Source organism: Streptomyces sp. DSM 42067, assembly GCF_055792885.1.
In genome coordinates, this window is the sequence record NZ_CM147706.1 from 6,352,579 (window position 1) to 6,366,772 (window position 14,194).

Consider the following 14,194-nt stretch of genomic DNA (forward strand, 5'->3'; position numbering starts at 1 on the left):
TGCAGTTCCGCTGTTCCGGCCCTCAGCCGGGCGTCAGCCTGGCTGTCGCAGCTCCAGCACCGGCTCGCCCGTGGCGTCCCCCTCGGGCGGGCCGATCACCGCGGTGAACGCCTCGGTGGTGACGAGCAGGCCCGCATCGGTGTGCTCGAAGACCGGTGTGAACGGCTCGTCGGCGTGGGCGGGCCCGTAGCGGACGGCGAAGACGGTCAGCCCGTCCGGGGCACCCGGCGCGGGCTCCGCCTCGAGGGCGGTGGTCGCGACGATGTGGCGCCAGCCGTCGTCCGGGTTGCCGTAACCGCGCGGGTCGGCGGCGAGCGCGAACGCGGCCTGTTCCTGAGTGAGTTCGGCACGGGCGTCGAAGTGGTCCGCGCCCTGGGCCGCCGGGTGGGTCAGCCGCAGCGGCCCCGCCGACGCCACGGCCGCGTGGGCCGTTCGCAGCACCCGGTCGCCGTCGTCCTCGGCGTACGGCATCCCGGCCAGCAGGTACGGCGGCGTCCCGTCGAGGCGTTCGACGGCGACCGTCGTCCACAGGGTCGCGCCGTCGGTGACGTACAGGGACCGGACGTGCCGCAGGACGTGGTCACGGCCGACGACGGGCTTGGTGACCAGCTTGGCCGTCAGGCGATCGGCCCTCACGTCGCGGACGCGGACCTCGCCCATCGGGCGGCAGAGCAGGAAGCTGTCGGTGACGGGGCCGAACCCGTGCTGGCGGTTGACGGCCGCCGGCAGGTAGTAGGTGCCGCCCGCCTCGACCACCGCCGGGGTCATACGGTCGTCGAACGCCACCGAGACGGTGCCCGCCCGGAGTTGGTGGCGTACGGGCTCGGCCGAGGGTGTGCGGTGCCAGCGTGTGGGGTCCTGGATCTGCCAGACCAGCATCCAGGCGAAGTGGCCGTCGACCCCGCCGTCAGGCTTGACCGCGTGCCGCCCCCAGCGGGTGTCGCCCCGGTAGCGGCCCAGGTCGGAGCCGATGCGGCGGCTGAAGTAGCGCAGGCCGAGGACCGACTCGAAGCCGGAGTGCTGCTCGCTGTAGCGGGGACCGCCGTTGTCGAAGCCGCCGCCGGTGAGGCGGGCGTCGATGTAGCGGGCGAGCGCGTCGCCGTCCTCAGCGAAGATCTCCTCGCCGCTGACCCGGTGGGCCTGGGCGAGGAAGGAGAGGGAGATCGGGCCGTAGTTGTTGTCGTAGGCGCCGCCGTGCTCCGGGGGCAGCAGGGCGCCCCGGTCGCTCACCCGGTGGGCGCGGATCTTCTCGGCGTACAGGCCGAGCGCCCGCGAGCGGACCGACTCCCCTTCCTCCCGCGGGAGATGGCGTGCCAGCATCAGGCCGCCGACCACGCACCCGATGGCCTGGTTGCCGGCCTGCTGCGGGTTGAAGAAGGTCGCCTCGGTCAGCCAGCGCCAGTAACCCCGGGCCACGTCGAGCAGTTGGGCGCGCTGGTCGGCATCGACCAGGCCGTCCGGTGCGTCGAGGATGTTCACCGCCTGGAGCAGCGCCCACACCGTGCTCGGCCAGTCGCCGATGGGGTGGGAGCCCGCCGCCAGAGTGTAACGGGCGTACGGGAACCCGGAGTTGCGGATCCTCAGGTTCGGGTAGCCGGGGTTGTCCTCGGTGTAGACGCGCTCGTTCAGGTGGAAGGCGAGGCTGCGGCATACCGCCTCCGGGAGCCGCGGGTCCTTGGTGCGCTGCTGCGCGAGCACCAGCAGAGAGGTGAGGCCGAGGGAGGTGTCGCCGATGTCGTCGACGCAGTCGGGGTGTTCGAGGTTGCCCTCCGGCGTCATCCGCCGCAGGGCTTGCTCGACTACGTCGGCGAGGACGGCGTCGTAGGCCTCGGGGGTGTCGGGCAGGTTGTGCAGGGGGCCGCGCTGGTGGGGGAGGTGCACGGAGATCAGCCCTTCATGCCTGAGATGGCCATGGTGTGGGTCGTCGGGGTCACACGACAGGTGCGGGCCGGCGGGCGCGCAATGCGACGGTCAGTGTGTGCGGGCCAAGTCCGCCGATGTAGACGCGGTTCCCGGTCGTCGCATCGGTGCCGCCCACCACGGTGTAGTCCTGCCCCGGGTCGTAGCGCAGTACGTCGCTCCGGTCCGGCCCGGCAAGCGGTTCGCCGGCCTCGACGCCGGCCTCGACCCGGATCTCGTCGTCGCCGACCCGGTAGGTCATCGGCCCGGTCGTCAGGCACCAGCGTCCGTCGCCGATCGGTACGGCGCCCTCGGGCACGCCACCCGGCCGGAAGGTCAGTTCGAGGGCCCAGGGCACCCGTGGTCCGCTGATGTCGATGCGCAGGTCGGCACCGTCTTCCCTCAGGTCGACCTCGACGCGGGTCGTGTGTGAGACCTCGTTCCGAGGCCGGTCCGGGAAGGCCATCGCGGCCGAGAAGCGTCCCTCGTCCACCAGCCGGTAGACGCCGTCGTCCCGCCTCTGGTTCGTCGGGAGCGGCTGGTAGTAGGCGGCCGTGAGGGTCTCGGTGAGCCGGTACCGGTTGTCGGCGAGCTGTTGCATGCCGGCGGCGCGGAACGGGCCCATGTCGAAGAACCCCCGCGAGAGGCGGGCCGCGTCGAGGACTGCGTCGCCGGCGAACAGGCGCAGGAAGGTGGGGTTGCAGGCGAGGCCCGAGCGGATGCGCCGGTGCTCGGGCACGTCGGAGCCGCCGTACACCACCGTGTGCACGTCGGCCGAGGCGCGTGCGGCGAGGCGTGCGGTGGTGAGGTACCGGTCGCGCGGAAGTGTCTCCGCGGCTGGGGCCGGCAGGGCCCGGCACAGCTCCGGGGTGAGGAGGGTCTGGGCGAGCAGGTCGGGGTCGTCGATGCCGCCGGCGGCCGCCAGCCGTGCCGCCCGGCCGAAGTCGCCCCGGCCGGTGCGGATCGCGAGCAGCCTGTAGTGCGGCAGGTAGGGCCCCAGCGGGTACGGGTGGTTCTGGTCCTGCCGTCGCGAGTGGACGGTCTCCACCGTGGCGTCCGGCCTGATGAGGTCCAGGGTGGTGGCGAGATTGCGTTCTACGGCGTCCAGGAGGTCGGCGCGGCCGAGCACGTCGGCCAGCAGCAGCAGCGACGGGTTGGACACGTGGGCCGCGTAGTTGGCGCTCCGTTCCGAGTACAGGCCCTCCGCGTCGATGTCGACGCCCTCGGAGAGCCACTCCTCGATGCGGTCGAGCAGCCGGTCGTCGGGGAACGACCGGTGCAGCCGGGCCAGCGCCGCGCACAGCTCCCAGCGGTGGTTGGGGGTATGCACCCCACCGGTCAGGAGACTGCCGGAGGCGGCGCCGGCGATCTCGGCGAGCGCGGCCGTGACCTCGCGCAGTTCGGGCCCCGCGCCGGCGGCGAGGACGTGCGCGTCGCACACGTCGTTGACGGTGAACGCGGAGTCCGGCGGTGACTGCACGTTGTCGCCGCCGGCGAAGAGGCCGGAGGCTGTCTGCACGGCCCGCAGGGCGCGGAGGTGGGTCATCGCGGCGGCGACGGCCTGCTTGCTGCCGTGCAGTGCCGAGTCCGGGGAACGGTATGCCGCGACCAGGGTCTTCACCCGGCGCGCGAGACCACGGTGCGGCACACCGGCGGGTTCCTCGTCTGGGGCGGCCGCCAGCGGGGCGGCCAGCCGGTCGGCGGCGCGGGCTGCCGCGCGGACGAACTCGTGGTCGAGCGGGGTGGGCAAGGTCAGTCCTTCAGTCCGGCGTTGATGTCGGCGTTCATGACGTAACGCTGGAACACCAGAAAGACGACGATCAGCGGAATCATGGAGATCACCGATCCGCCGAGCAGCACCGACCAGTTGATGTTCTGCGCCCCGACGAGGCTCTGGATGCCGATCTGCACGGTGAACTTCTCGGGGTCGTTGAGCATCAGCAGCGGCCAGATGTAGTCGTTCCACCGCCACTGGAACGACAGGATGGCGAGCGTCAGCATGATGGGCCGGGAGAGCGGCACCATGATCCTCAGGAAGATCGACAGCTCACGCGCGCCGTCGATGCGGGCGGCCTCGATGAGCTCGTCGGGGACCGTCAGGAAGAACTGGCGGAACATGAAGCACCCGGTCGCGGTGAGCACGGCCGGGAGGATGATGCCGGCGAGCGAGTTGTAGAGGCCGAGGTCGCGGACCACCAGGAACTGCGGGGCGAGCATGACCTCGGACGGCAGCATCGTGGTGGCCAGAATGCCGACGAAAAAGACCTTGAGCCACTTGTTGTCGTACTTGGCCAGCGCGTACCCCGTGCAGCAGCTGACTCCCACCGTGAGGATCGTCGCGATCACACACACGATGGTCGTGTTGATGAAGTACTGGGAGAAGTTGGCGCTGTCCCACGCCGCCTTGTAACCCGACACGGTGGGGTCGTGCGGAAACAGCGTCAGCGGAAGGGAGAACAGGTCTCCCGCCGGTTTGAAGGAGCTGAGGACGAACCACAGCACCGGCACCGCGTAGAGGGCCGCCAGGACCCACAGCAGTGTCGTCGCGGGCACCGCGCGCCGAAGCCCACCGCTGGCCGCGCTGCGGGGCCGCTTCTTGGAGACGGCCCGTCCGGGCTCGGCGTCGACCGGGCGTGGCATGTCTGTGGTTGTCATCGGTTCTCCACCCGCCGGTTGACCATCAGCTGGATGATCGCGACGGCCATCAGGATGAGCATGAGCACGAACGACGCGGCGCTCGCGTAGCCGATCTGGCCCGCTTTGAAGCCGGTTTGGTAGATGTACTGGACGAGCAGGTTGTTCGACGTTCCGGGTCCGCCGTTGTTGAGGGAGGCGAACAGCGGATATTCCTTCATCCCGTGGATCGTGTTGAGCAGGATGACGATGAAGGAAGTGGGCGCGATGCTCGGCAGTGTGATGCTGATGAACTGGCGCCACGGACCGGCGCCGTCGAGTGCGGCCGCCTCGTAGTACGACGTCGGTACGTTCTTGATCGCAGCGATGAACAGCAGCATCGAGAAGCCCGTCCAGGCCCAGGATGCCGCCACCACCACCACCATCAGCGACAGGTCCGCGTTCGACTGCCACGGAACGGCACTTCCGCCGAGCTTCTCGATGAGGTAGTTGACCAGTCCGAAATTCTCACCGAACAGCCACCGCCACAGGACACCCACGACGATGGGCGACAGAAGCCACGGGATGAAGAAGAAGACGCGGGCGACCGACACGCCCTTGGCGTGCTTGCTCACCAGCACGTTGGCGATGAGCAGCGAGAACACGAAGTTCAGCGGAACGAAGAGCACGGTGTACAGCAGCGTCCGGCTCAGCGCGTCGTAGAAGGTGGAGTCCCCGACCAGGTTCTGGTAGTTGTCCAGTCCGACGAACTGGAACGCCCCTACGCCCGTGTAGTTCGTGAAGGAGTAGACGAGCCCGATCACCGCCGGCCAGACGAAGAACAGCGCGAAGAGCACGACATTGGCCGCGATGAGGACGAGCGGCGCGACGGTGTACTTGCTGCGTCTCCTGGGCGGGCTCGCGGACACGGCGGACACGTCCGAGGCGCGTTTTGTCATCTTCCTGACTCCGTGCTGGTGGAATGGATTCCTGTGGGCTCACACCATGAGCCCGGCATTGCGTGGGCGCCCAGGCCAGGGCGGCGGTGTCCCGACCCCGCCGCCCGGGCCTTCCGGCCTACGATCAGCCGCCGACCTGCTGGTTGTAGCCGTCCACGATGTTCTGCAGGGCCTTGTCGGCCGACTGCTGGCCGTTGATCGCCTTGCCGAGCTCCGTCTTGGTCGGGTCCTCGGTGAGGCTCTTGCCCTTCAGCACCCAGTTCGTCTGCGCGCTGTTGAAGTAGCCGGAGATCGGGTCGTAGAGCGGGATCGACTCGTTGTACAGCTTGAACGCCGCCTGCGCCGCCTCGGACTTGAAGGGGTACTTCGGGTTCAGACCGCTCTCGACCGGCAGGAACCCGGACGCCTCGCACAGCGCCTGGTAGTGGTCCGGCTCGTACAGCCAGGACAGGAACTTCTCCGCGGCGGCGGCCGCGTCGGCGTTGTTGTTGAAGCCCACCGTCATGCCGCCGCTGTTGACGTCGCTGGCCTGCACCGGCTGGGCGGGAGTCGGGACACTCGCCCACTCGAACTTCTTGATGCTCTCCGCGAAGGCGGGAACCTGCCACACGCCGGACCAGTAGGCGACCACGTCACCGCTCTGGAACATCGCCGACGGGTCGGCGCCGCTGGTCCACACCGACTTCGGCATGGTCTTGTCGTCGTTCAGTCCGACGAAGTACTTCACGGCCTTCTTGGTCGCGGCGTCCGCCGAGAACTTGCCGGAGGAGTCCGCGTGGACGTACTTCCCGCCCATCTCGTACACCATGGCGCGGAGCCTGGACGGGGACTGGTCGAACGTCAGGGAGTACTTGGCCTTGGTCTTCTCCCGGACCTCGTCGGCCGCCTTGATGAAGTCGGTCCAGGTCCAGGTCTTCTCGGGCGAGGTCGGGTAGGAGACGCCGGCCTTCTCGAAGAGCGACTTGTTGATGAACATGCCGGACGCGGTGACGTCCGAGGGGATGGACAGCACCTTCCCGGACGAGTCCTTGGCGACGAAGTTGCCGTTGATGTTGTTGCTCTTGTTGTTGGCGATGGAGCTGAGGTCGATCAGCTTGTTCGACCAGATCGGGTCCAGCGCCGGCACGGCCGCCACGTCGGGCAGCGAGTTCGCCTGCGCGGAGTTGCGCAGCTTCGTCGTGTAGCCGTCGTAGGGGATGTTGACGAGCTTGACGTTGACGCCGGTTTCCTTCTTGTACTGCGCCACCATCTTCTTCCAGCCCGCGTCCTGCCCCGGAACCGTGGAGATCCAGAACGTCAGCGACTTGGCGTTGCCGCCCGAGCCGGAGTCCGACCCCCCGCAGGCCGAGAGCAGAAGGGCACCTGCCGTGGCCACGGCAGCGAGGGGAACCACGCGGCGTATGCCGCCGCGGCCGAGTCGGCGTGAGCGCCGCACACCCAGACTGATCATCTTCGATCCCATTTCGTCGTAGCGGACCGAGCACGGCGCCGGCCGCTGGTAGTAGCAGGTCCCCGCTATCACTGCGATTGAGCGCTTCCGCGGGCCGCGGCCTCGCCCGGCCGCACTGCTTGAGTGGGTTTAAGGTCCCGGTTCACTCGCTGCCTCGCAGCGGTGGTACGAGCACGCCCTCGTACGGGACACCTCACCGAACCGGAGTCCCGCCGGTTGTGGTAAGCGCTTGCCCGGGACCCTGACAGATGGGGCGGGGCGGCGTCAATGTCCTGTCATAGTGCCGACGGTCACGGTTCGGACTCGCGGCTTCCGCAAAGGGCCAGGGCGTCGGGGAGGTACGGGCTACGGCGCCGGCCGAGGCGCGGGCTGGGGGCGTGCAGCGCCGTGGCCGTGGGTCGTGGTGCCCGGGGCCGGCGGGCGTGGTGGGGCTAGGTTCAGGGCGGGGTGCCATGGGTCGCGGACCGGGCCGGGCCGAGGTCAGGCCGGGGCGCCGTCGGTCACCGCCCGGACTCCGCGGGCCACGGCAAGGCGGGTGGCGCCCACCACCGTGCCGCTGCTGCCGAGCAGGCTCGACACGACTTCGGTGGGCCAGCTGAGCCGGTCCAGCTCCGCGCGCACACCGCGCAGGAGCTGCGGATTCGCGCCCGTGCCGCCGCCCAGCACGATCAGTCCCGGGTCGAGCACGGCGGCCACGGCGGCGGCGAGCCGGCCCACGTCGGCGGCATGGCGGCCGACCACGGCGCAGGCGGTGGCGTGGCCCTCCTCCGCGAGGGCGAAGAGCCGCTCGGGGGTACGGGGGCGCGGCCCGTCGCCGTCCTGCCAGGCCTGGGCGGCCCGGCGCAGCAGGGACCGCACGCCGATGTACTCCTCCAGGCCTTCGTGGCGCGGTTCGCGGCCCTCGTCCCAGGGGTAAGGCAGCCGGGCCACCTCTCCGGCCGCGCCGTTCGCGCCACGCAGCACCTGGCCGCCGATGACGATGCCGAGGCCGATGCCCAGGCCGATCTGCAGATAGCCGAAGGTGTGGCGGCCGCGGGCGGCGCCCTCGTGCAGCTCGGCGAGCGCGGCGCAGTTGACGTTGTTCTCGAGGTGGACGGGGGCACCGGGCGGTAGTGCGACGGCCATGGCATCGAAGGCGGGGCCGGCCTTGGCGGTCGCGGGGCGCATACCGGTGCCCTCGCGCCCCTTCGCGGTGACGTCACCGACCGCGACGACGACGGCGCGCAGCGGGGCCCCGGGAGGCAGCGCCTCGAGGACCTCGCGTACGGCGATGGCGGCGTTCGGCCGGGAGTCCGTGCCCTCGGCGAGCAGGGAGCCGTCCAGAGCACAGCCCCGCACCTGGGTGCGCGTAGGGGCGAGGTCGATGGCGAGCACGGCGCCGGCGGCCGGGCCGAGGCCGTAGATCGCGGCGGAGCGGCCGGTGCCACCGTTGGCGGTGCCGAAGCGGGTGGCGAGACCGGCGGCCTCCAGCTCGGCCATGGCGGTGGAGACGGTGGGTTTGGAGAGCCCCGCGCGCTCGGCGAGCTGCGGCCGGGTGGCGCGGCCCGCGTCGGCCAGGACGGCGAAGACGGTTGCGGCGCTGTCGCTCAACCGCTGATCGGTGGCGGCGCGATGGCCGTTGGTCATGGGTTCCCCCTGTGCTCTGTGCCCGGCCGGGAAGGTGCCTCGGGTACCTGCGGGGTCGAAAGAATCCTGGGTGAATCAGCGAAACGCTCACCGGGGAGCCCGTATACGTCGGTCCCCTTGACGGAGCCTACTTCATTAGTTAATTTCCTAACGAATCCCGGCGGTGATGTCACGCCCGTCATCGCATTCGCTCCGAGATCCGTCCCGGGATCTCCCAACCGATTACCCACCCCACCAGCAAGCTGATGCTCCCGTCACGGCTCGCCCGCCGTGCGCAGCACCGGCACCCGCTCCACTGCTGTGTGGCGCACGAGGCTATGCGCGGGCCGTTGGTTTCGCGGGCCGGTGGTTCGCCAAGCGCGGCGCCGCAGCGGACGACCTCGTCGTACGACCGTGGTGTCGCCCTGACCGGCCGATGCCGTGCAGGCGTTCAGCGCTGACCACAGGTGTCGTACCAGGCGTTCAGCGAAGCCACCCTTGCTGAGGCGCTTGCCTCCGCCCTGGTGCGGCCGTCGCGTACGCCGCCCGGTGGACGGGCCGTACGGCCGTCCCGCGCGCCCTCGCCCCGTTCCCCTTCCACGGGCCCTCGATCCGGCGTCGCCCGTGCTTTCCCACCCTCTTCGCACCCATTTTCTGAACCTGTCGCTGACTCTGACCCGAAAGGCATACGCCGACATGCGGATCTGCGCGGTCCGGTCCACCGATCTCTTCGTCGGTGCGGAACACTCCCCCCGCCAGGTCGTACGGGTCTCCGTGCGCCGCGACAGTGACAGCGACAGTGGCGGCCGCGACGGCGGCGTGGTCTTCGGGGGCGGTTCCGTGCGGGTCCGCGTCGAGGGGCCGCTGGTGAGCACCCCGGAACCCGCAATGGTCCGGCTCCCCGTCGCGGGCCAGGAGACCGTCGTCGAGGTCGGTGTCGTCCTGGCCGCCCCCGCCGCCATCGGGTCCGAGCACCGGGTCACCGCGATCGCGGAAGCCGTGGACGGCAGCTGCCGCCGCACCGCCGAGGGGACCGTCACCGTCGAGGCCCCCGGCTGGACCATGTGGATGGTCTCCCACTTCCACTACGACCCGGTCTGGTGGAACACCCAGGCGGGCTTCACCGAAGTACGCCACGAACTCCCCGATCTGCCCTGGGTGGACCGCCTCCGCCCACCCCATGTGCGCAGCGCCTTCGACCTCGTACGAGCCCACCTGGACTCGGCGCGGCACGACGACGACTACCGCTTCGTGCTCGCGGAGATCGACTATCTCAAGCCGCACTGGGACGCCTTCCCCCGCGACCGCGCCGACCTGCGCCGCTTCCTGCGCGACGACCGGATCGAACTGGTCGGCGGCAGCTACAACGAGCCCAACACCAACCTCACCCACCCCGAGTCGACGATCCGCAACACCGTCTACGGCATCGGCTACCAGCGGGACGTACTCGGCGGTGATCCGCGCTCCGGGTGGCTGCTTGACGTGTTCGGCCACGACCCGGCGCACCCCGGGATCATGGCCGACGCCGGACTCGATTCCAGTGCCTGGGCGCGCGGTCCCTTCCACAACTCCGGGCCGATCGGGCACACCGGGGACATCGCCCGCATGCAGTTCCCCAGCGAGTTCGAGTGGATCGCGCCCAGCGGCCGCGGTGTCCTCACCCACTACATGGGCGCGCACTACACGGCCGGCTGGGCCATCCACCGGACCGAGTCGCTCAAGGCCGCGATGGTGGCAGCGTACGAGCAGTACGCCCAGTTGAAGAAGGTCGCCGCCACCCGCAATGTGATGCTGCCCGTGGGCCACGACCACAACGTGCCATCCCGCTGGTGCACCGAGATCCACCGGGAGTGGGCCAAGCGCTATGTCTGGCCGCGCTTCACGATGGGTCTGCCGCGGGACTTCTTCGCGGCCGTGCGCCGTGAGGCGGGGGCGGCGCCTTCCCTGACCCTGGGCCCTTCGGGTACGGCCTCCCCAGTCCCATCGCGCACGATGTCCCCAGCCTCTTCGCGTACGACGTTCCCAGCCTCTTCGCGTACGCCGGTGATCACGCCGCAGACCCGGGACATGAACCCGGTTTTCACCGGCAAGGACGTCTCGTACATCGACACCAAGCAGGCGCAACGGGCCGCCGAGACAGCCGTACTGGACGGGGAACGGCTCGCCACGCTCGCGAGCCTCTTCGGTGAGCGCTTCCCGAGCGAGGCACTCGACAAGGCCTGGCGTCTGCTCGCCTACGGTGCGCACCACGATGCCGTCACGGGCACCGAGTCCGATCAGGTCTATCTCGACCTGGCCGACAACTGGCGTGAGGCGTACGAACTCGGCGACAGAGTGCGTACGGACGCGCTCGAGCAGCTTGCCGCCTGCACCGACACGCGCGGCACACATGCGTCGGGGCGACCCCTGCTGGTCGCGAACACCCTCTCCTGGGAACGGGACGGCCTGGTCACCGTGGACGATGCGGCAGGCGCCGAGGTCCGTGACGACGCCGGGCGGCCCCTGCCCTCGGTCACCGACGGCTCCGCTGTCTCCTTCCTCGCCCGGAGCGTGCCCTCGCTCGGCCACCGCGTCTATCACCTCGTCGAGCCCGATGCGTTCACCGAACCCGTTGCGTTCACCGAACCCGAACCGGCCGTCGAACCCGAACCGGCCGTCGAGCCCGAACCGGCCGTCGAGCCCGAACCGGCCGTCGAGCCCGAACCGGCCACCGAACCTGAACCGGCCATCCTCGCCTGGACCCTCGTACCCGAGGCCACGAGCATCGAGAACGAGAGCTTCCGGATCGAGGCCGACCCGGCCCGCGGTGGCGCGCTCAGCCGCATCACCGATCTGCGCACCGGCCGCGAACTGCTCCGCCCGGGCGGCCTCGGCGCCGAACTGACCCTGCAGGACGAGTACACGACCCACCCCGTCTGGGGTGAGGGCCCCTGGCATCTGCTTCCCAAGGGGCCCGGCACGGGCACCGGCACCCGGCCCGCCACCTCCGTACGCGTCGAGCACTCCGCCATCGGCGCGCGGATCACCACCGAAGTACACCTGGACACCTTGCGGTTCACCCAGACGGCCACCCTCCTCCAGGGCAGCTCCAACATCGACTTCCGCACCCGCGTGGACGGCTCCATCGGAGAGGACCGGCTGCTGCGGGTCCGCTTCGATCTCGACCTGCCCGGGACGCTGCCGGTCTCCGAGGTCGGATTCGCCGCGATCGGGCGGCCTTTCGGCTTCCCGGAGTCCGACACCGCCGAGCACCTGTGGACCCTCGACAACCCGGCCCACACCTGGGCCGGGCTCTCCACGACCGCCCGCGTCGCCCTGTATCCGGCCGCGGACCCAGCCGCGCACCCAACCCGGAACCAAGCGGCTGACGCGTCCCCGCACCCACCCGCCGATCCGCCCGCCCATCCGGCCCACGCCGGAACGCTGTCGCACGCCATAGGCGTAGCCGAGGTGATCGCCCCCGAAGACCATGATGTACGCCCCCTCCTCGCCGCACTCATCGCCCAGGGCGTGACCGCCACCTGCACGCGCCCGGACGGCCCGCGCCACGGCTCGCTCGACGCGGACTCCAACCTCCCCGACATCAGAGTCGCACCCGGCACTGACAACGCCTTCGCCGAACGCGTCCTGGCCGCGACCGGAGCGGACGAAGCCGCCTACCGGGCGGCCCTCGCCGCCCACGGCCGCGTCTTCGTACCCGCCGTCCGCACCCGCCGCGAAGCCTGGGTCCCCGGCGCCGACCTACGCGGCCCGCGCGACCTGCCGGTCCTCATCGTGCGCGACTCCGACACGCTCGCCGCCGACCTCTCGGACGCGGTCGTCGACGTTCCCGTACCCGACGACCTGCCCACCACCGCCGAGCCGGCCGACGACTACTCCGTCGCCCTGATCAACCACGGCACCCCCGGTTCCGTCGCCACCGCCGACGGAACCCTCTACCTCTCCCTCATGCGTTCCTGCACCGACTGGCCCAGCGGCGTCTGGCTGGACGGCCCCCGCCGCACCGCCCCCGACGGCAGCAGCTTCGCCCTCCAGCACTGGACGCACGAGTTCCGGTACAGCCTCGTCGCCGGCTCCGGCGACTGGCGCCAGGCAGGCTTCGTACGCGCCGGACGCGAGGCGAACCACCCGCTCCTCGCCCTGCCCGCCGCGCCCTCCGACGGCGAACTCCCGCCCCGCGCCTCGCTCCTGACCGTCGAACCGGCCAACGCCGTGCTCTCGGCGCTCAAACCGCGCGGCAATCCCATGGCCTCCGGGCTCCCCGGCGACACCGATCCCGCCACCGACGGCCTGGTCCTGCGCCTGTACGAGTCGGAGGGGCGGCCGGTGACGGCGCGGGTTCGCCTCCATGGCGGACTCACCGCCGGCGAGGCCACGGATCTCCTGGAACAGCGCACGGTACGACCGCTGACCGCCGACGACGACGGTTCGCTCAGCATCGGCCTGGCGGCGGCAGACGTCGCGACGATCGCGGCCCGCCCGGGCCTGGCGGGGCGCGACCGGCCCACCCAGGACACCGATCGCGGCGGCCCGGCCCGCGAACCCGTCCAGCCGGTCTTCACCCGCTACTGGCTGCACAACACAGGCCCGGCACCCATCGGTTATCTCCCGGTCAGCCTCCGCCTGGAGCGCGAGGAACGGTTCGGCGATGCGGGGGAGTCCGGCGAGCCCGCGGGAAGCACAAAATGTGAGGAAACCATACGCATCACCGTCGCCACCTCCGTCCTCCCGGCTAGGGGCACCGTTTCCCTGTGCATCCCGGCAGGCCTCACCGTGTCAGCGCACGCGCCGCTCCGGTATGACCTTGCGCCGGGCGAGTTCGCGGAGTTCGACGTCACCGTGCGTCCGGAGAAGGACGCAGCCCCGGGCACGTACTTCCTGACGGCCCGGATCCCCGACGGCATCGGCCAGGTCCTGGAGGACGCGCTGCCCGTCACCGTCGGCGGCACCACGCATGCCTCCCCGTTCGACATCGACCTCTCGCACCCGGCCCCGGACCGCCTCGTCCTGCGCCTGACCGGCCACGCGCTGAGCGAAGTACACGGCGAAGCCCGCATCATCAGCCCGTACGGCACGTGGGGTGCCCCCGGCGACACGGTCGCGATCACGCCCCGAATCCAGGGGTTCACCGTGTCCTCGGGGGCCAAAACGGAACTCCACTACGCCGTCACCCACCGCCGCCGGACCGGCGGCAGCGGCGACTGGTGGGCCCTGGCCAAGGTCTCCGCCTTCGGCAGCGTCCAGTACTCCGCGGCCGTGCCGGTCTTCGTGGGCGGCTCATGAGCGGAACGCGAACAGGCAGAACTCGTTTCCCTCGGGGTCGGCCAGCACGTAGTGGTCGTCATGGCGGGCCAGGATGGTGGCGCCGAGTGTGACGAATCGGCTGATCTCGGCTTCAAGATCGGCCGAGAGCAGGTCCAGGTGGAGGCGGTTCTTCACCCGTTTGGGCTCCGGTACGAGCTGGCACCACAGGCGAGGGCCACCGTCTCGCGGCTCGACGAGCACGGTCGGGTCGTCCTCCGGGCCGGCGATCCCCTTCGCACGCAGGCGCGCAAGTTCCGCGTCGTCGTACGGGGCGACGGCGAATCCGTCCAAGGCGGCAGCCCAGAATCGGGCAGTGGCGGCGGGATGCGCACAGTCGATGACGATGTCGTGGAGTAGGGCCATG

The 14,194-nt window shown here is 70.6% G+C and carries 8 protein-coding genes; 1 reads left to right on the forward strand and 7 read right to left on the reverse strand.

What is annotated here, in order from left to right; all coding sequences use genetic code 11:
• Positions 1-33: 33 nt before the first annotated feature.
• The 6 genes from ACSMXV_RS28910 to ACSMXV_RS28935 all read right to left on the reverse strand — a co-directional run bounded on the left by ACSMXV_RS28910 (position 34) and on the right by ACSMXV_RS28935 (position 8,547).
• Positions 34-1,881: a hypothetical protein gene (locus tag ACSMXV_RS28910; RefSeq protein WP_473174119.1), complete on the reverse strand. Its 1,848-nt coding sequence runs from the start codon at positions 1,879-1,881 to the stop codon at positions 34-36.
• Positions 1,882-1,930: 49 nt separating this feature from the next.
• Positions 1,931-3,649 carry a hypothetical protein gene (locus ACSMXV_RS28915; RefSeq protein WP_473174120.1) on the reverse strand — a complete coding sequence of 573 codons (1,719 nt, stop codon included), beginning with the start codon at positions 3,647-3,649 and terminating at the stop codon, positions 1,931-1,933.
• Between the two features lie 2 nt (positions 3,650-3,651).
• The gene (locus tag ACSMXV_RS28920) at positions 3,652-4,554 is read right to left on the reverse strand and encodes a carbohydrate ABC transporter permease (RefSeq protein ID WP_473174121.1); all 903 of its coding nucleotides are present in this window, start codon (positions 4,552-4,554) and stop codon (positions 3,652-3,654) included.
• Complete coding sequence (locus ACSMXV_RS28925) at positions 4,551-5,471, reverse strand: carbohydrate ABC transporter permease (protein WP_473174122.1); 921 nt, start codon at positions 5,469-5,471, stop codon at positions 4,551-4,553. The genes ACSMXV_RS28920 and ACSMXV_RS28925 overlap by 4 nt, the downstream gene beginning before the upstream one ends.
• Positions 5,472-5,595: 124 nt before the next feature.
• Positions 5,596-6,921 carry an extracellular solute-binding protein gene (locus ACSMXV_RS28930; RefSeq protein WP_473174123.1) on the reverse strand — a complete coding sequence of 442 codons (1,326 nt, stop codon included), beginning with the start codon at positions 6,919-6,921 and terminating at the stop codon, positions 5,596-5,598.
• A 480-nt stretch (positions 6,922-7,401) separates the two neighbouring features.
• The gene (locus ACSMXV_RS28935; protein WP_473174124.1) at positions 7,402-8,547 is read right to left on the reverse strand and encodes an ROK family transcriptional regulator; all 1,146 of its coding nucleotides are present in this window, start codon (positions 8,545-8,547) and stop codon (positions 7,402-7,404) included.
• 675 nt (positions 8,548-9,222) lie between these two features.
• Here ACSMXV_RS28935 and ACSMXV_RS28940 point away from each other — a divergent pair.
• On the forward strand, positions 9,223-13,809 hold the full coding sequence (locus ACSMXV_RS28940) for a glycoside hydrolase family 38 N-terminal domain-containing protein (RefSeq protein WP_473174125.1): 4,587 nt from the start codon (positions 9,223-9,225) through the stop codon (positions 13,807-13,809).
• On the opposite strand, the gene ACSMXV_RS28945 is transcribed toward ACSMXV_RS28940, so the two are convergent.
• Positions 13,804-14,193, reverse strand: coding sequence for a VOC family protein (locus ACSMXV_RS28945; protein ID WP_473174126.1), 390 nt, complete (start codon positions 14,191-14,193; stop codon positions 13,804-13,806). The two genes, ACSMXV_RS28940 and ACSMXV_RS28945, sit on opposite strands and share 6 nt — an antisense overlap.
• Between the last annotated feature and the right edge of the window lies 1 nt (position 14,194).